Annotated in this window: 18 protein-coding genes; 7 read left to right on the forward strand and 11 right to left on the reverse strand. The window is 41.4% G+C overall.

Going from position 1 to position 18,669, the window contains the following annotated elements:
• Positions 1-93 precede the first annotated feature (93 nt).
• The gene (locus tag H6G18_RS21095; RefSeq protein ID WP_190409059.1) at positions 94-1,713 is read left to right on the forward strand and encodes an ArnT family glycosyltransferase; all 1,620 of its coding nucleotides are present in this window, start codon (positions 94-96) and stop codon (positions 1,711-1,713) included.
• An 81-nt stretch (positions 1,714-1,794) separates the two neighbouring features.
• Here the strand turns inward: H6G18_RS21095 and H6G18_RS21100 are convergent, their stop codons facing one another.
• Entirely contained in the window at positions 1,795-2,160 is a 366-nt protein-coding gene (locus tag H6G18_RS21100) for a hypothetical protein (protein ID WP_190409060.1), read from the reverse strand.
• Between the two features lie 476 nt (positions 2,161-2,636).
• On the opposite strand from H6G18_RS21100, the gene H6G18_RS21105 reads away from it, so the two are divergent.
• The gene (locus H6G18_RS21105) at positions 2,637-4,514 is read left to right on the forward strand and encodes a chloride channel protein (RefSeq protein ID WP_190409061.1); all 1,878 of its coding nucleotides are present in this window, start codon (positions 2,637-2,639) and stop codon (positions 4,512-4,514) included.
• A gap of 77 nt (positions 4,515-4,591) precedes the next feature.
• Here the strand turns inward: H6G18_RS21105 and H6G18_RS21110 are convergent, their stop codons facing one another.
• Positions 4,592-5,005: an AbrB family transcriptional regulator gene (locus tag H6G18_RS21110; RefSeq protein ID WP_010996238.1), complete on the reverse strand. Its 414-nt coding sequence runs from the start codon at positions 5,003-5,005 to the stop codon at positions 4,592-4,594.
• A gap of 375 nt (positions 5,006-5,380) precedes the next feature.
• On the opposite strand from H6G18_RS21110, the gene H6G18_RS21115 reads away from it, so the two are divergent.
• The 5 genes from H6G18_RS21115 to H6G18_RS21135 all read left to right on the forward strand — a co-directional run bounded on the left by H6G18_RS21115 (position 5,381) and on the right by H6G18_RS21135 (position 9,767).
• Positions 5,381-5,824, forward strand: coding sequence for an Rrf2 family transcriptional regulator (locus tag H6G18_RS21115; protein WP_190409062.1), 444 nt, complete (start codon positions 5,381-5,383; stop codon positions 5,822-5,824).
• Between the two features lie 79 nt (positions 5,825-5,903).
• The gene (gene cbiB, locus H6G18_RS21120) at positions 5,904-6,866 is read left to right on the forward strand and encodes an adenosylcobinamide-phosphate synthase CbiB (protein WP_190409063.1); all 963 of its coding nucleotides are present in this window, start codon (positions 5,904-5,906) and stop codon (positions 6,864-6,866) included.
• 36 nt (positions 6,867-6,902) lie between these two features.
• Positions 6,903-7,445 carry a bifunctional pyr operon transcriptional regulator/uracil phosphoribosyltransferase PyrR gene (pyrR, locus tag H6G18_RS21125; RefSeq protein ID WP_190409064.1) on the forward strand — a complete coding sequence of 181 codons (543 nt, stop codon included), beginning with the start codon at positions 6,903-6,905 and terminating at the stop codon, positions 7,443-7,445.
• Between the two features lie 67 nt (positions 7,446-7,512).
• Complete coding sequence (locus H6G18_RS21130; protein ID WP_190409065.1) at positions 7,513-8,223, forward strand: Uma2 family endonuclease; 711 nt, start codon at positions 7,513-7,515, stop codon at positions 8,221-8,223.
• Between the two features lie 146 nt (positions 8,224-8,369).
• Entirely contained in the window at positions 8,370-9,767 is a 1,398-nt protein-coding gene (locus tag H6G18_RS21135) for a TldD/PmbA family protein (RefSeq protein ID WP_190409066.1), read from the forward strand.
• Positions 9,768-10,074: 307 nt separating this feature from the next.
• On the opposite strand, the gene H6G18_RS21140 is transcribed toward H6G18_RS21135, so the two are convergent.
• The 9 genes from H6G18_RS21140 to H6G18_RS21175 all read right to left on the reverse strand — a co-directional run bounded on the left by H6G18_RS21140 (position 10,075) and on the right by H6G18_RS21175 (position 18,367).
• Positions 10,075-10,617 carry a hypothetical protein gene (locus H6G18_RS21140; RefSeq protein WP_190409067.1) on the reverse strand — a complete coding sequence of 181 codons (543 nt, stop codon included), beginning with the start codon at positions 10,615-10,617 and terminating at the stop codon, positions 10,075-10,077.
• Between the two features lie 295 nt (positions 10,618-10,912).
• Positions 10,913-11,404 carry a hypothetical protein gene (locus H6G18_RS24875; protein WP_242040428.1) on the reverse strand — a complete coding sequence of 164 codons (492 nt, stop codon included), beginning with the start codon at positions 11,402-11,404 and terminating at the stop codon, positions 10,913-10,915.
• Between the two features lie 163 nt (positions 11,405-11,567).
• On the reverse strand, positions 11,568-12,206 hold the full coding sequence (locus H6G18_RS25285; RefSeq protein ID WP_390825573.1) for a hypothetical protein: 639 nt from the start codon (positions 12,204-12,206) through the stop codon (positions 11,568-11,570).
• A 92-nt stretch (positions 12,207-12,298) separates the two neighbouring features.
• The gene (locus H6G18_RS25290; protein ID WP_390825575.1) at positions 12,299-12,796 is read right to left on the reverse strand and encodes a hypothetical protein; all 498 of its coding nucleotides are present in this window, start codon (positions 12,794-12,796) and stop codon (positions 12,299-12,301) included.
• A 99-nt stretch (positions 12,797-12,895) separates the two neighbouring features.
• Positions 12,896-13,606: an IS5 family transposase gene (locus H6G18_RS21155; protein WP_190409068.1), complete on the reverse strand. Its 711-nt coding sequence runs from the start codon at positions 13,604-13,606 to the stop codon at positions 12,896-12,898.
• A gap of 188 nt (positions 13,607-13,794) precedes the next feature.
• A complete protein-coding gene (locus tag H6G18_RS21160; RefSeq protein WP_242040429.1) occupies positions 13,795-14,376 on the reverse strand; it encodes a hypothetical protein in 582 nt (193 codons plus the stop codon).
• Positions 14,377-14,612: 236 nt separating this feature from the next.
• Positions 14,613-15,896: an acetyltransferase gene (locus H6G18_RS21165; RefSeq protein ID WP_190409069.1), complete on the reverse strand. Its 1,284-nt coding sequence runs from the start codon at positions 15,894-15,896 to the stop codon at positions 14,613-14,615.
• 187 nt (positions 15,897-16,083) lie between these two features.
• On the reverse strand, positions 16,084-16,332 hold the full coding sequence (locus H6G18_RS21170) for a hypothetical protein (RefSeq protein ID WP_190409070.1): 249 nt from the start codon (positions 16,330-16,332) through the stop codon (positions 16,084-16,086).
• 1,126 nt (positions 16,333-17,458) lie between these two features.
• Positions 17,459-18,367 carry a transposase family protein gene (locus H6G18_RS21175; protein ID WP_190409071.1) on the reverse strand — a complete coding sequence of 303 codons (909 nt, stop codon included), beginning with the start codon at positions 18,365-18,367 and terminating at the stop codon, positions 17,459-17,461.
• Positions 18,368-18,669: the final 302 nt, after the last annotated feature.

The raw sequence follows: 18,669 nt of genomic DNA on the forward strand, positions 1-18,669 counted from the left end.
TTCAGTAAACAGGTTGTTACTGGGTGGCAACATTAGAGATTCACTTTGATCTCTATGTAATCAAACCAGCAAGTAAAATGATTAGCATAGAATATGCAAGAAGGAAGCTTTATTTGGGGTCATCTAGAAAGACAACACCGCACGGTTGACAGGTGGATTGATCGCCTATGGCTAGTAGTATTGTTAATTGCCGCATTACTACTGTTCAGCGTTAACCTCGGAGGATTACCCCTACAAGATTGGGATGAAGGAGTTTTAGCCCAAGTTGCCAGGGAAATAGTGCGAGAATCTGGTGATTCCCTGCGTTGGCTTTATCCCACCCTAAGTGGGCAAGCATACCATGACAAACCGCCTCTGATACACATCCTGATTGCAGGGGTTTACTCTGTAGGAGGCGTAAATGAATGGACAACACGTTTACCAGGAGCAATTTTAACAGCCCTTTCTGTACCATTACTGTATTGTCTTGGGAGAGAGATATTTCGTCAACGTTGGGCAGCAATTTATAGTGCCTTAGTATACTTGACAATGCTACCTGTTGTCCGTTACGGACGATTGGCAATGTCAGATGGGGTAGTGGTAAGTTTCTTGTTGGTGATGATGCTGTGTGTATTGCGATCGCGTCGAGATTTACGCTACTGTCTGGGTATTGGTCTAAGTTTAGGCTTGATTTGCCTAACTCAAGGACTATCAGGTTTGTTGTTAGGTGCAGTTGTCCTCGTCTTTTTGTTTTGGGATACACCAAGACTACTTAATAGTTATTATCTATGGATAGCGATCGCTCTTGGACTTTTGCCTGTAGCGGGTTGGTATGGCGCTCAACTTCTCAAATATGGTAATGATTTTGCCCACAACGGCTTAATCATTCCATTCCTCAAACAAATTGGTGCAATTAGTAGCAAAAACACTCAACCACCTTGGTTTTACATTATCGAACTCCTCAAATGGACTTGGCCTTGGTTAATTTTTTTACCACAAACTGCACAGTTACTATGGGAAAATCGCAATCTTAGCTGGGCAAGACTCATACTTGTATGGAGCATAGTTTATTTACTACTCATGTCTCTCATGAGTGCCAAACTCGCTTGGTACATATTGCCAATTTACCCCAGCTTAGCTTTAGCTTTCGGCGCTCAGTTAGCAGAAATAGAAAACCTGCCTTTAATGTCATCTTATCCCCGTGCTTGGGTGGCTGGTTTATCAATATTAGCCGTGGTGGCTTCAGCCGGGAGCATTCATTTTAGCTGGGGTATAACAGCAAAAACTGACTTACAGTTGATTTTTGCCGCCGTAGCTTTAACAATGATTTTGGGGGCAATTTTAGCAGAACGAGGTGACGGACAATTTCTCAAGATTTTGTTTTGGGGTAGTTATATTTCCCTACTATTGTTGATGAAATCTAACTACTGGGTTTGGGAATTATGGCAAGCTTATCCTGTAAAACCTGTAGCAGCCATGATAGAGAAAGCAAATCCAGCAGCAAAGAAGATTTATACATCTTTTCCCTATCATCGTCCCTCATTGGATTTTTATAGCGATCGTCATATTATCCCAGCTTCTGTTGAAGAGTTGGAACATCGTTGGCACTACGAAACACAACCATATTTACTCATAAACATATCCGACTCTAAACGCCTACACTTAGACTCCATCAAGCTACTCGATAAAGTCGAAGGCTGGCAATTAGTCACCAAAGAAACTAATCGATTGTAAAGGGATTCGGGAGTGGTGAGTAAGAATTTTCTCTTCTCCCCCCCTGTCCCTTACCCCCTAACTCTTTCGACTCTCCACTCCCTACTTAACTTCCTCAGTCCCTGGTGGTAATTGCTGGTTCAAACTTGTTCCTTGTTGAGTAACAGTCATCATTCCCAAAAAAATGGCACTTCCTACAGCTAAAGCTACTAAAGGACGCTTAAAAAGGATAAAATCTCTGATAATTCTGGCTATGGGACTGCTTTGACGACGTAGCGCTGAACAGATCATGATCTGGTTGAGCGTAAAAGGGTCACGGACGTAATGCCCGCTTTGACAGACCACTACTCGTTCTTGACAATACGGACAAGTAAATAAACCTATATAACTTTTAATAGGTTTTGCCCTAGCATATCTTTGGCAAATGGGGCAAGTAACATAATGATTATCAAAAGTGTGTATATTCATCTACCTCGTCCGCTAGTCCATTTACTCGCTCTATTTAAGAATACCCATATTAAATTACCCATTAATACTTAGTAGACACTCCACTGTAGTATAAAAGTAGCCTTTAATCACACACACAGTTGTATTTCTACTAAGGATGACTTAATGGTTGCAACACGAGTATAGCTAGATTTAAGCAAAGATGTCTCTTGTTTTGAGCTGATTTGTGGCATATCCACTCAGTGCGTAGCTACTAAACTCTTGCTTTTTAGAGAAGAGAATACTATTTACACTTTGCTATAGAGTATTGTCCATTGATTATCAACTTTCTCTCATTTAACCATTATCTCTAGAAAAATTTGCTATGGCAAAATTTTTTTACTACAGATTGTAAATTTGGTTTACCAAATTTACTTGTCTGGTGGATAAATAATGGCTCACAATGAGAAGTAACAAATAAAAATTTACATTTTTTCTGACATTTACCCCGCCTTTCAATGACTCTACTGCCTCCCACTGAGATGAGGAAGGTGAAAGAACCATCTGCTTTTCCTACATCTTCCGCTCGAATAACACATCTCATTAACCGTTTTCAACTTTCCCCAGAAACTATTGTGTTGTTTTTAGCCGTACTCATTGGCGGTGGCACTGGTATGGGGGTAGTGACTTTTCACTATTTGATTGAGCTGATTCACCATCTAATGCTAGAAAATTTGATGGGTGCGATTGGTGGTTGGGGTGCCTGGACGTTAGCTTTTGTCCCCATTTTAGGCGGATTAATAGTTGGATTAATGCGTTGGCGCACCCAGGACTTTGGCCCTGGACTATCCTCTCTCATTGCTGCTTCTGAAGGTGGAGAAATTAAGGGGCAATTGCGACCTGTAACTAAAATGTTAGCGGCTTCTGTTTCTTTGGGCAGTGGTGCTTCTTTGGGGCCAGAGGGGCCAAGCGTGGAAATTGGCGCTAATTTTGGGATGCTTTTGTCTTTAATACTACAAGTTTCACAAGAACGACAGCGCTTACTTTTGGGTGCGGGCGCGGCGGCGGGCTTGGCGGCTGGATTTAATGCACCCATCGCTGGCGTATTTTTTGCTTTAGAAGTAGTAATGGGGGCAACTTCTTTTGCGACTTCGGCTGTGAGTGTGGTGCTATTAGCAGCAGTGGTAGCGGCTTTAATTGCTCAAATTGGTTTAGGGGCGCAGCCTGCTTTTGCTTTACCTGTATATCAAGTCCGTAGTCCTTTAGAATTACCTCTTTACCTGGGGTTGGGTTTGGGGGCTAGTTTGGTTTCTGTGGCTTATAAACAATCAATTAATTGGGCAAAAGCTTGTTTTGCCGGCTCAATTCCTGGGTTTAAATTTTTAGGTAAAATTCCTCAGCCAATTCACCCCATTATTGGTGGTGTGATTGTGGGCATAGCGGCTGTAAATTTCCCACAAATTTTAGGTATCGGTTATGGCACAGTGCAAGCGATGCTGCAAGATGTCAAATTTTCTCTGGATTTGTTGGCGATATTGCTAGTACTAAAACTGTTGATAACGGCAATTAGTGCAGGTAGCGGTTTTGTCGGCGGTTTGTTTGCCCCAGCCATGTTTTTGGGTGCTTCTTTAGGTTCGGCTTATGGGAAAATCCTCCCCCTCATAGTCCCAGGAATGAGCGAATATATAGCAGCACCTCCAGCTTACGCAATGGTGGGTATGGCTGCCGTATTAGCTGGGAGTGTGCGAGCGCCTTTAACCTCAATTTTAATGTTGTTTGAACTCACCCGCGACTACCGAATTGTTTTACCTCTGATGGCAGCTGTGGGTTTAAGTGTGTGGGTAGTAGAAATGATTAAACCCAGCACTAACTCTAATGCCAACCTACAACAAATTGGTCTTTCTATTCCGAAAGACCAAAAGATAGAAATTTTACGACAAGTTTTAGTAGAAGATGCGATGCTTGACTGCCCAAAAAAGTTACCTGCTACTATGGATATTTTGGAAGCTGCTAGGGAAATGATCCGCGATCGCACACGCAGCGCCTTAGTTATTGATGAAGCAGAACAATTAGTTGGTATTATTTCCCTAGAAGACCTCAATCGTACTCTTTCTCTATGGCAAAATTACCCGAATTCCTCAAATGAAATCCAGCGTAATTTAACCAATCAAACGATCATCGATATCTGTACAAAAGAAATCCTCTATGCTTGGCGGGATGAACCTTTGTCTGAGGCTTTAGACCGCATGGACGTTAGAGGCTTGCATCAGTTACCAGTGGTCGCACGAGACAACTATGATCATATTCTCGGTTTACTAGATAGGGAACAAATTGCATTAACGTGCAACTTGGCTGTCACACGTCAGACAATTTACCAGTTAGTCATTGGTCATTAGTCATTAGTCATTTAGTCAAGAATTATGGATTTGAACTCTTGACTATCGACTGTTGACTATTGACTATCGACTATTAATTATGCTGTAGCTTCTGCGATTTCGAGAATTTCTCTTTCTTCGCCATCTACTTGTCTGAGACGAATGTGCTTTTTCCCTAAAGTGATGACAAACTCATCTCCTGGTTTGAGGTTCATCTGTTTTGTATAAGCCGAACCAATCAACAAGTTACCATTCGATTGCACGCTAATTCTATAGCTAGCACTCCGTCCACCACGGCCGTTGGCATTGGGAGCGCTGTCTAATTGAATGCCTTCTGCATCAATTAGAGCGTTTAAGAATTTCATCATATTGACACGTTCTATACCATTTTTGGTAACGGTATAGTAGCCACACTGTTTAGCTTTTTCTTCTTTGCTAAGGTTCTCTAGCTCTTTGACTTTTTTGAGCAGTTCTTCACCGACTAGGGGTTCTATTTTTTTCTGTTTAGGCATCAACTTAGGTCAGAAATCAATGGTTTAAGTAGTTGAATCGATTTTATTTTAGCTGACGTTGAGCTAATAGGAACAATATCCTTTAGTTTTTATCTCAGCCTAGCCAAGTATATTACATTGATCTGCAAAATTGTTGCACAATTAGCAATATTTGCTAGACAATTTAATTTTGATAATCGTGATAACTATATATAGTTAATGAATCACTGCTAAACTATATTTATTTAAGTTTTCTAAACTAGAGTAAAAATTTGCCTCCTTAGTTGGCTTGATTGTTGAGGAGAAAAATGATAAGTAAGGCTGATCCTTAGTCATTAGTCATTAGTCATTGGTGAAGAGAAAACAACTGACAACTGACAACTGACAACTAACAAAATGAAACTAACAACTAGAGGACATTATAGTGTGAAGGCATTGCTGGACTTGAGTTTACAACCAAGTTATGGGCCAGCATCTGTGAAAGCGATCGCTAAACGCCAAGATATCCCAGCGCCATACTTGGAAAAATTACTAATAGAAATGCGTCGTGCTGGATTAGTAAAATCAATTCGGGGTAGTGTTGGTGGCTATCAACTAGCACGAGAACCAGTAAAAATATCCATAGGACAAATTTTAGAGGCAGTTGGTGAAACCATCACGAATTTACCCCACCATACCCCAACCCCAGCACAAACAGAAGATTGGGTAACATTTAGCCTCTGGCAAAGACTCAACCAGAAACTAAAAGAGGCTTTATACAGTATTACTCTGGCAGATTTGTATTACGATGCTCGTAGCTGGCAAGCCTCCCTCGGAGAAGAAGCAAATTTTGTAGTTTAGTCGATAGTCCATAATCCATAGTCAATAATCCAAGTTGATTCCTTTAGACTATTGACCAATGACCAATGACCAATGACCAATGACCAATGACATCCACGTTTTTATCATTGCGGCAATTTTAGATTATTTAATAGGTGATCCTTGGGGGTGGCCTCATCCAGTACAAATTATGGGGTTGGTGATTTCTCGATTGAGCAAAATTTTTCTGCAACTGTGTCAAAAATCTCTAACACAACGCATAGCTGGAATTGTTCTAGCGATGATTTTGATTATTGGTAGCGGCGGGGTTGGTTGGCTAATAATTCAAATGGCGAGATGGCTAAATCCGGTGTTGGCTATTGCTGTAGAAAGTATTATGCTAGCTAGCTGTTTTGCTTTAAGAAGTTTACGCAAAGCGGCTATTGATGTTTTACAGCCTTTAATAATAGGAGATTTAGCAGCATCTAGGCAAACTTTGAGTAATTATGTTGGTAGAGATACAGACAACCTACCAGAATCAGAAATCCTGCGAGCCGTGTTAGAAACAGTGACAGAGAATGCCACAGATGGGGTAATGGCTCCATTATTTTATGCTGTTGTGGGTATCTGCATTCCTATTGTGGGGCCAGTTCCTCTAGCTTTAGCATATAAGGCCAGCAGTACCCTCGATTCGATGGTGGGTTACAAAGAAGCACCCTATAAATATTTGGGATGGTTTAGTGCGCGGCTAGAAGATTATTTGACTTGGTTCCCTTGTCGCCTGACAGTGGTAACTTTAGGATTATTATCAGGTAAACCGTTAGATGTGTGGCGAATTTGTCGCCGCGATGCCATTACTGACCCCAGTCCCAACTCTGGTTGGAGTGAGTGCGCCTATGCTGCGATTTTGGGTGTGCAGATGGGGGGGACAAATTGGTATCGTGGAATAGCCAAGCAAAAACCACTCTTAGGAGATCCCATTTCTCCCATCACTCCAAGGCACATTCAAACAGCCTTGCAACTTACTAGATATTGCTTTTTGCTCTGGCTAGGTGTAGCGATCGCTATACTCCTGATACTCTAAGATTCAGTGTTGTTTATTACTCACGGGTATCGTCCTATGGCTACGCCTGCTAAAGTGGTGGAAATCCTCTCCGCAGAAGACCTCCGTCGTACCTTAACACGATTGGCATCTCAAATTGTTGAAAGAACACGTGATTTGTCTCAATTAGTACTTTTAGGTATTTATACTAGAGGAGTTCCACTAGCTGAACTGTTAGCACGTCAGATCGAGACTCTTGAAGGTATTAATGTAGCGGTAGGAGCCTTAGATATTACCTTCTATCGGGATGACCTCGACCAAATAAGTTTACGAACTCCGGCTAAAACCAATATTGCCTTTGACTTGACAGGAAAAACTGTCGTGTTGGTAGATGATGTCATTTTTAAAGGGCGAACGATTCGTGCAGCGTTGAATGCGGTAAACGAGTATGGTAGACCAGAATTAATTCGTCTGGCTGTGTTGGTGGACAGGGGTCATCGGGAAGTCCCCATTCATCCAGACTTTGTTGGCAAGCAGTTGCCCACAGCTAAAGAAGAAGTAGTCAAAGTTTACTTACAAGATTGGGATGGCAGAGATGCCGTGGAGTTAGTTGGTTACTAAATAGTACGTAAATTAAAAACGGGTAATCTAAAATTAAAATCATCTCTCCCCTCGCCCCAATCAAGCCATGTCAGTTGCTCAGGACTTGGAACCAGTAAAAGATATAATATTTCCGCCAGGAGATATCGAAAGTGACGAACCACCCTTGGAAAGCGATTTACATCTACGCCAGATTATTCTGTTATGGCAATGTCTAGAATTGTGGTGGCAAAACCGCAATGATTTTTATGCTGCGGGTAATTTGACGATTTACTACAGCCAACGTCAACTGAAATCAGAAGAATTTCGCGGGCCAGACTTTTTTGTGGTGATAGGATGCGATCGCCAACCGCGCAAAAGTTGGGTAGTCTGGCAAGAAGACGGTAAATATCCCAATATAATTGTCGAGTTGCTTTCGCCTTCCACCAAAGCCACGGACAAAGGCTTGAAAAAGCAAATTTATCAAGATATCTTTCGCACACCTGAATATTTTTGGTTTGACCCCAATACTTTAGAATTTGCTGGGTTTCATTTAGTAGATGCGAATTACCAACCAATAGAACCAAACCCCCAAGGTTGGTTATGGAGTCGGCAGTTAGATTTATACTTGGGTGTACAAGAAAATCAGTTACGCTATTTCACAGCAGAAGGACAGTTAGTACCAACTCCTGAAGAACTGGCACAACAAGAAAAGCAACGTGCTGAACAGGAAACACTGCGCGCAGAACAGGAAAAGCAACGTGCTGAACGCCTAGCCGCTAAGTTGCGAGAACTGAATATTAACCCTGATGATTTATAAAAATAGTCAATAGTCAACAGTCCATAGTCATTATTTCTTTCTCCTACGCCCCTATTCCCTTATCCCCCTAATTCTTAAAACCAGTAGCAAAGATTACCAGAAAAATTGCAGAATAGATACAGTCCGTCGTGGTGACTACCTAAGAAATGCCGACTATAATAGCTGACGCACAAAATTTACTTTCTGACCTCATTACTCGCTACTCATCGCGTGTAGATTATTTAATGATTCGCTTAGAGGAAGCAGAAGGGACTGATATCTTGTTGCGTGGCGACAAGGTGGAAACCCTAAGCGAAGGAATTTCAATTGGTGGACAAGTCCGTGCCTGTTATAAGGGTGGCTGGGGTTTGAGTTGCTTTAACCAACTAGCGACGATTCAAGACCGGATTGAAGAAGCGATCGCCGCAGCCCGGATGGTGGGAGATGAAGAAACTATACTCGCACCTATTGACCCAGTGCAAGCAATATGCAGACTACCCTTAACTGGTACAGATCCGCGCCAAGTTTCCTTAGCGCAGAAAAAACAATTGTGCGATCGCTACACTGAATTACTCAAAAATGTTGACCATCGGGTGACTACAACTTCAGTTCGTTATGGTGACAGCGCCCAAAAAATCATCCTCGCCACTTCAGAAGGGACTCTGATTCAACAGTCTTGGGTGGATATGGAAATGCGCTTTGCTGCGACTGCGAGAAATGGTGAAACTGTGCAAACTGGTAGGGAAACTACAGGTTCTCGCAAAGCCTACGAAGATTTAACTAATTTAGATGCCCAAGTGGAAAAAGCGGCTCAAAGAGCTGTTGCAGCGTTGTCTCTACCATCAGTTAAAGGTAACACTTACACTGTTGTTATTGACCCAATTCTGACTGGTTTATTTGTTCATGAGGCTTTCGGTCATCTTTCCGAGGCTGATATGGCTTACGAAAACCCAGATTTACTAGAAGTCATGACTATTGGAAGACGGTTTGGGCCTGAGGAACTGCAAATTTTTGATGGTGCAGCCCCAGAAGGACATCGTGGTAGTTACTTTTATGATGATGAAGGGACACCCGCTACTACTACCCAATTAATTCAAGATGGTGTTTTAGTGGGACGGTTGCATTCACGGGAAACCGCAGGTAAGTTAGAAGAAACGCCTACAGGTAACGCCCGTTGTCTTAATTACCACTTTAATCCTATTGTGCGGATGACTAATACTTGGATTGAACGGGGTAAAACACCAGTTGCAGATTTATTTACTGGGATTAAAGAAGGGGTTTATGCTCGTAATTGGTTAGGTGGGATGACCAATGGCGAAATGTTCACCTTCAGCGCCGGGGAAGCTTGGATGATTAGAAATGGTGAAATTGCTGAACCTGTCAAAGATGTGACGCTTTCAGGTAATGTTTTTCAAACTTTGGCAGATATTGAAGCGATCGGTGATGATTTTTATTGGGATGAGTCTGGTGGTTGTGGTAAAGGTGGGCAAAATGGTTTACCTGTAGGCTGTGGTGGGCCTAGTTTACGGATTCGAGATGTGGTAGTTGGGGGAGAGACGTATTGACACTCCCACGGCTAAAAGCCGATGGGATTCTTGTTTCATTCAGTCCACTTACCATAATTAGTCGCCCAATTATGCCAGAGGTGGGTCTGTCCGCAAGCTTTTTGCTCCATTACAGAAGCCAGATCCGGTATGCCCTACCGTACTGTTTCGACCAAAACCTTGGTTTTCTGGTACTTGGTGTGTAATCGGGGGACATCAAATTCGCTGACATCTGCAACGACTGCGATCGCTTCCCCGCCCAACTGTTTGATCTCTTTTACGCCTAGCGGCGCAAGCCCATGCGTGAACGCATGGGGCTTGCGCCGCATTAATTATCGGTCAAACTAATTTTATTAGTATCATTTGATTGGGAGTCAGTAGTTGCACCAACCGCCATGACTGGAGACCCTTCACTGACGCGGTTGTCATCTAAGACGGCTCGCACTCGATAAGCAAGCTGAGTTTTATGTACTAATAAGATTAAATCTCGGTTGAGTAAGCCTTGTGATTTGAGGTTTTCGTTTGATGCAGCTTGGAGATGAAAACAGCGATCGCTTTGACGTTTCAACTTTGGAGATTTCCCTTCCACAAGCACGGTTTGTAGTTCGTATTCTTTAGCTTCGGGATATGGTTCCCAACAAAGTTGCCAGTAAGTTGACCAGCGAATTAAGTCTGATGGTAATTCCTCGACTTCATCCGACAATGTAGAGACAAGTCCGGTAACTGGAGGTTGTACAACTTGAAGCTGATTAGAGGATATATCAGCAGCTAAAGTTGAACCGCCATCAATTAATACCAGTCCGAATATCAAAGTGAACAACACAATCAATCGTAAGCATTGTAGTTGCACCGACAAGATTTTCTGATTCATAAATTATGCAAAAGTCAGTTGCTTACACCTGGGATAAGCACAATTTTTTCAGAGTTCTAGAACTGTTTGATGGTAGGATTTTGAATCCAAAATTTCAAATCCAAAATCCAAAATTAGTATTACCACTCCACAGGTGCAATCAGGCTGCCGTTGTCGGCATAGATTGTTTCAGAAAGGACATGAGTTCTGGGGGCTAATGTAGAGTTGAAGACTGCGCTTCTTCGCCCAATTGCTGATCTGTTACCAATGCTGGCACGGAATATAACAGAGTTTGGCCCTAGACCGACGGCATCACCTATGCTGGTTTCCGGGCCATTAGCAACACCATCAATGCAACGTCTGCTTGTGTCAAGTTTGCAACTTTCCCTAAGAGGCCGCTATTAGCTTGTAGGTTATTCGTGACGTTTTTACCAGGTAGAACAACTTTACCAGCAGGTAAGGTAACACCAGGGCCAACTCGCGCGAGAAAGTTTACTACTGTGTTTCTTTCTATAGTTGCGCCATCTATTTCACAGTTGAAGGCGAGAAATGTCTCTGGAACAGTGTTGCTGAACTGAGCATTGGTAACTGGATCGGTGAAAGGACCAGTAGAGCCTTGAGTCCCGATTCTAGCTCCACCCTTAACAACGGCCATGTGTGCCATAATCACACGCTCGCCAATTTGTACTCCGGTTCCCGAAGCTATGATTTTTACCTGGTCTTGGGCATTAGAATCTGCTGCGATGCTAATAGGGGCATTAGTAGCATTTAACTCAGCAAATGGGGCAACATAGACTTTTTCGCCCAAGGTTATATTTGTGGGATTGGTGATTATTGCAGTTGGGTCAACGAAACTAGCTGACTCAGAAGGTGCAGTACTTGGGCATATAGGTAGGTTTCCCGAAGTTGGATTACAAGTCCCTCCAACCGCTACTGCGGGTTGTATATCTATCCTAGTGTGGCAAAACTTACTAGAGAAGACGACTCTCTAGATTAGCTAAGTAAGCCTTGGGGTCTCGGCGAAATCGATACTGTTCAATTCTGGCCTTGTGGTGTTTTTGCAATTGAGAGCGTAATTCGAGCCAAGTAACGATATCAACTTGTGCTAAATCAGATGCGGTAAAAGAATGAAGTTTAGTAGCGATGGCACAGGCAAGTTTGACAGAGCCACGAATAACGAGGGATGAGGGGGCAACCTTACGACCAGTACAACGACGTTGATGATGACGTAACATACCAAAAGCATGTTCTAAGTCATTATTAGTTCTAGGAAAATCTTCAATTTCATAACAATGAAAAAGTCCAGACCAGTAGTTGTGGGTAGTTTTTATGAAGTTATCGATTGCAGTGTTCAGTGTACCAGCTTTGTGCTTTTGTTGGGACATTTCTGTCAACAGTTGCTGATAACTTTGTTTGACCCTAGCAGCATCAAGACCTATTTTATTATTGAGAATATTACTAGCTTTATCAACCCACTGATATGCAACCCTCACAGGTAAAAATAAAGATGCAGTCGCAGATAATCCCTTAGCTATCAGGTGTTTTAGGTTGACTAAAGGTGGTGGTAAAGCACTTCTTTTTTCCATCCGTTCTAAGCTTTGTTCTATCAAAGTCAAATTTTCTTGTAGCTTTAATCCAGATGGCTAAGCGCGGTGGATGACCATCATTGGTTATAGAACTACGCACTGCCGAGCAATAATCTTCAATAATAGTCACCATTTCTTGATGATAATAAGGTTTTAGCAAGTAAGATTTCTCCTGATAAACAATCTCGAATTACCCATAATACCTCATGTCCAATTTCTGGCTGCATCCCATCGATCGCTAGTATTATCCGTCCTTGATTAGCCATTATGGCTTTTAACCTTTTATGATCTTTTAGCCATAAAGAAAGTAACTCGTCATATCTGTCAATTAGGTGCGTGACCGTTCGTTGACTTATACATATACCCTTTAATTCAAGGTGAGTGTGTATTTGAGGAACACTTCTATGTTCCTGGTAACGTAATGCGCCTATATAAGCAATCACATCCAAACCAAATTCGTTCTGTGGTAGAGCGAGTGATCCTTCTTGCTCTGGTCGGTATGCTTTTTTATACCGCAGACATGACTTATTTTGACATCGCCGAATTTTTAGCTGTAGTTCTACTACCCCATTTAACGTTCTTATATGTCGAGGATTATTGTATTCATTCCACATTGCTTGACCACACGAAAGGCATTTTTTTTGAACACAATCGAGTACTTCAAACGATGTTGCCTCTGGTTTTAAACTTTTTCTTACCAAGTTTTTGCACCATTATTTCGCTACAAGCTCAAGATTACAGGATTTCTGCTCCTCTCTAGTAAGTTTTGCCACACTAGGAATTATCGCTTTTGCCCCGCGTTGTGAAATGGTGTCGTAACAACCTTTTGTGTCATAGCCACCATCTCCAGACACTTGCTCTATGGGCTGATCAATCTGCTCCAATATGTCAGGCAATACCTCGCAATCAGCCAGATCATTAGTAGTCACCACCGCACCCAGAATTTCTCCACTTTCTGAGTCAACGCCTAAATGCAACTTACGCCATGTACGTCGTTTACCTACCCCATGTGTGCGGACTTTCCATTCACCTTCTCCATACACTTTTAATCCGGTCGAATCCACCACTACATGAACAGCCTGATCTTTTGGCACAACAGGCAATTTCACCGATAATTTGCTTAAACGCCTCGATAGGGTAGAGTGATCCGGCACTGCTAGCTCAATCCCCATGAGCATGAACAGCGACTCCAAAAACCCCTCTGCTTGCCGCCCTGCTAGATGAAACACTGCTTGAATTGTACCCATCGTAGCGATTGCCGTATCTGAGTAATAATTCGATGCTCCTTTTTTCCCCGTTTTTTGATGGTTGCGCCACTGCTCGATTACTTCTTCGTTCACCCAGAAGGTTATACTGCCTCGTTGCTTGAGTGCCGCATCATAAGCGTTCCAATTTTTTACTTTGTATTGGGCTTTCGTCTTCATCTTTGAGCTAGGTGGCGAGCGAACATAGGCAATAAGTAAAATTTACCATTTTGCCTATTCACGCAACAACGCCTTCATGAAAACTAAAAATCAAGAGATTGGACAAGGGTATAGGAGTATAGAAGTGTAAGGATTTAGAACACCATTTCTCCTATACCCTTACTCCCAAACCTGTGCCTAAGTCCTGACTATGAAGGATTTACACTGATGGAAGTAGCATTCGATTCAGGTTCAGTAGTTGCACCAACTGCCATGACTGTAGACCATTCACTGACGCGGTTATCATCTAGAACGGCTCGGACTCGATAAGCAAGCTGAGTTTTATGTACTAATAAGATTAAATCTCGGTTGAGTAAGCCTTGTGATTTGAGGTTTTCGTTTGATGCAGCTTGGAGATGAAAACATCGATCGCTTTGACGTTGTAAATCTGGAGACTCACCATCCACCAGCACCTTTTGCAGTTCGTACTCTTTAGCCCCTGGATAAGCTTCCCAGCAAAGATTCCAGTAGGTTGACCAGTTAATCAAATTTGTTGTTGATTCCTTAACCTCATCCGACAAGGTAGAAACGAGTCCGGTAACTGGAGGTTGTACGACTTGCGGCGACTGGGAATTAACAGATTCTATATATCCAGGTTGCTCAACCTGTTGTGCAGCTATAGATGAACCGACATCAAGACCTAGCATCAGTCCGAATATCAAAGTGAGTAGCACAACCAATCGTAGGCATCGTGAAGGCACTAGGGGGAGGATTTTAAAATTCATAGTCATGCAAAACTTAAATGCTTAACCCGATTCTTCAAAATTAGGCATCAGATGCAGCAAAAGACAATCCTGCTACATCTAAGCCTCATTAAATTACAAATTACGTTTAATGTGAATTAGTCTTGAAACCCTTGTAATTCTGTACGTATTCACAAAACTGTGATTTTGAGTGAGTCTTGAAACTCTTGTGGGATAAGAGGCGTTGCTAATTCACATCAGGCGTAAATTACGAATTGGTATGATTACCACTCTACCTTTGAAATTAGGTTGCCGTTATCGGCATAGATAGTTCTTGAACGGATATGCGTTCTAGAAGGTAGTGTGGAATTGAAGACACCGCTTTTTCTTCCCACGGCTGATTTGTTACCAATTTCTGCACGGAATATAACAACGTCAGGTGCTAACCCTACGTCATCACCTAGCTTAGTTTCCGGGCCACTATCAACACCATTGACAACCTGCCTACCACCATGAACTAGAACACGAGGCCCATAACCATTTCCATTACCAATAGTCAGATTAGTTGTCGCTAAACCATGAAAGACAACATCGTTTGCTACACCGGCAAGTATCCCAATGTTAAAAGGTTGACCCTCATCAGCACGGATGGAAATTCTATTACCTAATTTCTGGTTTAAGGCTGCGAGAGAATCTTGCAGAATCACATTGCCGATGATGCGGTTAGGGTAGTTGGGATCTTGAGTAGTAACCCCACCTATGGTTGGCAAACTTGGTGTTGGGTTATTAGGGGTGGATGGACTGAAATTTATCCCTGTGACATTTGACGGATTGGCTACGGCTAATTGTGTATAACCTTGGGCCAATGACTGATTAACTGCAATTACACCCTGCATCAATGCAACATCGGCTTGTGTCAGGTTAGACACCTTCCCCAAACTGCCACTAGTAGCTTCTATGTTACTAGTAACATTTTTACCTGGGAGGACAACTTTACCAGAGGGTAAGGTAACACCAGGGCCGACCCGCGAGAGAAAATTGACTACGGTGTTGAACTCTATAGTTGCACCGTCTACTTCAGCGTTGAAGGCGATGAATGTCTCTGGCTGAGTGTTGCTAAACTGAACACCGCTCACGGGGTCAGTAAAAGGCCCAGTTGAGCCAGTAAGACCGATTTTGGCTGTACCTTTGACAGTGACCAAGTGTGCCAGGATGACTCGCTCACCAATAGTTGCCCCCGCTACTGAAGGTGTAATGCTCACTTGGTCTTGGACGTTGGATCCTTCACTGATAATGATGGGGCCATTAGTAGCATTTAACCGAGCAAATGGTGCAACGTAGACTTTTCCCCCCAAGGTAATATTTGCGGGATTGGTAATTATCGCAGCTGGGTCAATAAAATTAGCTGATGCTGGGGCTGCTGTACTGGGACATATAGGTCGGTTAACTGCCGTTGGACTACACGAAGCAAGGCTTGCAAGGGCTGGTTGTGCATCTACCTGTATAACTAGGACAAACGCAAGGATAATTGCAGTAAAGGCACTAAAAATTGTGCGAGGTTTGAACATTAAAAGAAGGCTCCTCACGAGCTATGGAGTATTTATTTGCGGAATAATTTGTGTTAACGAGGAAAAGATACAATTCAGCGTCGCCTATAGTCAGCGAAACTCTAGGCCAATCTGAGGAATTAGCAAAAAATCATATTGCCATAATTCCCCTTTTCAACTCTTTCTTACTTGCTTATAAGATAGAGAATTAACCAGCCCAAAATCCGCTCAACAAGTTATAAACGTTGAGAAATGTTACCAAGTCATCTATCAGACCAGTAATAATACCAAGAAGTGAGCTTTGTGGAATTGTCGTCGTTGCGTGGGCAACTGCATTATTGTATACAGTCTCCCAAGCGTTCGGCCCGGTAGCCGTTGTACCATAAACCTGTGTACTCACAGCCAAAATAAAGCCAAGCGCAGCTAGACTGGCTAGTATTGTGCGACGTTTTAACATTATTATTTGATACCTGATAGTTTGCCAAGTTTGTTTGACAGGGTAAACCGAAAAGGTAAGGGAAAAGCGGTAACTTTTCAATTTACCTGAGCTAATGACGTACAATTGTTACAAGCAGCAATTAGCAGCTTACTTTTATATTATCTTAATATTATTTAGTAATTTAAGCTAGATATTTTGATATTAATAAAATTTATATTTCTAATAAAAATGTAGTGCATCATAGAGTTTAAAACTTTGTAAGTTCCATTGAGTATCAGCGACAAAATATATCTACCTTGAGACATATTTTTAAATTAATTTGATCCCAAATATCTTTTTGTAGAAGATGCAAGGTATTGGTAAGGCAAGAGAAAGCGATAAAAAATTCGCTTGTAAGCATCTTCCTGTAATGCTTTTATAAATGTCTATGCTCTAAGTTATATGGCAAATACCATAGCTGATGTTGTTATATTTGGCAAGTATATATTGCATAAATAGATGGTAGATTAAACTTGCATACCATACTATTTATGACAAATTGAGGAACAATTTAAGGATGTTTGTTTGTCTATAAACTATTAATTTATCAAAGCAGTAATTGATAATATTTCACACCATACCTGATATATACATCAGTAGAAGCCCACAGCTGTAGGGCGCTATAAAAAGTTCAGTAGACCGAAAAGTTTGGCGATCGCAGCTTACAAGACGTAACCATCGCTGTCAACCAGGACTTACGCGAAGAGTGAGAAACTGAAATGTTTGGTTTTTCGTTACCCTACTTTACCGGGAGATCGTTTCGTTAAGCCCAGTTGCACTTGCGACACGCTACGCGAACGCTAAGGCATTGCAAATTCTCAAATACTCTCCAGAGTTAAGTTCTGCGCTGTGGCCACTTTATGCTTTAAAAACGGCCACATTATCCTTTAAGTGACAGTGCGGTCAAGCAATGTGGAATGAATACAATAGACCTGTCCATAAAAGGTAAAAAGCTTACTGTGAAGGGATTACAGGAGATATGACTGAGATAAAATAGTTATCATTGCTGAACGTAAAAATCAGGGTTTGGGGATGAAAATCGGAAAATTATCAAAAGTTTCTCAAAACAGAGCTTTCTAAAAAAGTAAATGTTCAAGCGGATAATTCAAATATTATGACTTAGTATAAATGAAGCATTGAGATGTAACCGAACTAATCCACATACCGTCTTTATCACCTGATTATAACGATGTCGAGCTAGACGAAATCTGTCACTGGCTACTCGAAAAATTTTCACCCTACATATCAGATGTTCAAAAAAAATCCTTCTAGAAGATAATTCCTTATTCTCTGATTTTTGAGTTTCTGAAAGTTCGGCTTTTTTGGGCTTCTTGTAAGGTGTGGTAATAAGTTCTTCTCCCATATAAGCCTTATCTCCTAGAAATCTTTGTTTGGTATCCAGAGTTTTTCGATTATTTCTAAATAAGGTAATATCGCTTGTCTTGCCAAATTGTCCAATACAAATATCAACTATATCTCGACCTTCTGGTAATACGATAAATTGATTTTTTATTGTGTGCATTTTCTTCTTGCCAGAATAATATTTTTTCTGCTCTTCATAGTCTCCAGGTCTTTCTATAGCTTGCTCTGCGCTATCTACTATTAATTCATATTCACATAATTTTTCACATAGCTCTTGATATCTTTTATCATCATTTTTTACTTCTTCTATTTGAGATGCAGGTAAAATTTCTCTGAGAATTTCCACCCAATAATTAAATGTATTATTTGCTTTTGTTCTCGACACATCAAACAATAATCCCAAAATTTCAAATGTTGGCTTCTGTCTGAGGTATACTAAACATAAACATACCCCTTCTTTTGGTGTCATTTCTGCTTTACGTCCTCCTCCAGATGCTATTAACCTAACTTTTCTTTTTTCAATTTCTGCTTGTTTTTCTTTATGCCTTTTTTCTGCTAATGCTACTAATGTAATAAAATCTTCATATTTAATCCCAATTAATCGCTTTGATTCCTCTGGGTATGATTCTATTCTTTTTAAGGGACTTGTCATTATTAATACTCGCTTTTTTATCTCCTCTGTTTATTTTCTTATAAAATTTATTTTAAAGATAGGTCTAATAAAAGAGGTTCAAAAACTGAAATTATCAAGAATGTACGTCCACCCGAATAATGACCATTGACGACTTTACCAAAACAGCTTGCATTCTCTCTCTTGGAAAAAACTTTGCGATTTACTGAATCTATCTAATACCAATTTAATATGAAGCTGCATAGAAAAGAGCTTCTAAAATAAAGTTATAAGAGGAGATAGACATTACCTGCTCAAATGTTAATTGCTCGAATAGTTGTTGT

Origin of the sequence: Anabaena subtropica FACHB-260 (genome assembly GCF_014697105.1) — a bacterium.
Classification (GTDB): Bacteria; Cyanobacteriota; Cyanobacteriia; order Cyanobacteriales; family Nostocaceae; genus Trichormus; species Trichormus subtropicus.

Excerpts from the sequence above, each read along its gene's own strand:
- H6G18_RS21095 (WP_190409059.1), top strand. The coding sequence starts at position 94 with ATGCAAGAAGGAAGCTTTATTTGGGGTCATCTAGAAAGACAACACCGC.
- H6G18_RS21100 (WP_190409060.1), bottom strand. The coding sequence starts at position 2,160 with ATGAATATACACACTTTTGATAATCATTATGTTACTTGCCCCATTTGC.
- H6G18_RS21105 (WP_190409061.1), top strand. The coding sequence starts at position 2,637 with ATGACTCTACTGCCTCCCACTGAGATGAGGAAGGTGAAAGAACCATCT.
- H6G18_RS21110 (WP_010996238.1), bottom strand. The coding sequence starts at position 5,005 with ATGCCTAAACAGAAAAAAATAGAACCCCTAGTCGGTGAAGAACTGCTC.
- H6G18_RS21115 (WP_190409062.1), top strand. The coding sequence starts at position 5,381 with ATGAAACTAACAACTAGAGGACATTATAGTGTGAAGGCATTGCTGGAC.
- cbiB (WP_190409063.1), top strand. The coding sequence starts at position 5,904 with ATGACCAATGACATCCACGTTTTTATCATTGCGGCAATTTTAGATTAT.
- pyrR (WP_190409064.1), top strand. The coding sequence starts at position 6,903 with ATGGCTACGCCTGCTAAAGTGGTGGAAATCCTCTCCGCAGAAGACCTC.
- H6G18_RS21130 (WP_190409065.1), top strand. The coding sequence starts at position 7,513 with ATGTCAGTTGCTCAGGACTTGGAACCAGTAAAAGATATAATATTTCCG.
- H6G18_RS21135 (WP_190409066.1), top strand. The coding sequence starts at position 8,370 with ATGCCGACTATAATAGCTGACGCACAAAATTTACTTTCTGACCTCATT.
- H6G18_RS21140 (WP_190409067.1), bottom strand. The coding sequence starts at position 10,617 with ATGAATCAGAAAATCTTGTCGGTGCAACTACAATGCTTACGATTGATT.
- H6G18_RS25290 (WP_390825575.1), bottom strand. The coding sequence starts at position 12,796 with ATGTGGAATGAATACAATAATCCTCGACATATAAGAACGTTAAATGGG.
- H6G18_RS21155 (WP_190409068.1), bottom strand. The coding sequence starts at position 13,606 with ATGAAGACGAAAGCCCAATACAAAGTAAAAAATTGGAACGCTTATGAT.
- H6G18_RS21160 (WP_242040429.1), bottom strand. The coding sequence starts at position 14,376 with ATGACTATGAATTTTAAAATCCTCCCCCTAGTGCCTTCACGATGCCTA.
- H6G18_RS21165 (WP_190409069.1), bottom strand. The coding sequence starts at position 15,896 with ATGTTCAAACCTCGCACAATTTTTAGTGCCTTTACTGCAATTATCCTT.
- H6G18_RS21170 (WP_190409070.1), bottom strand. The coding sequence starts at position 16,332 with ATGTTAAAACGTCGCACAATACTAGCCAGTCTAGCTGCGCTTGGCTTT.
- H6G18_RS21175 (WP_190409071.1), bottom strand. The coding sequence starts at position 18,367 with ATGACAAGTCCCTTAAAAAGAATAGAATCATACCCAGAGGAATCAAAG.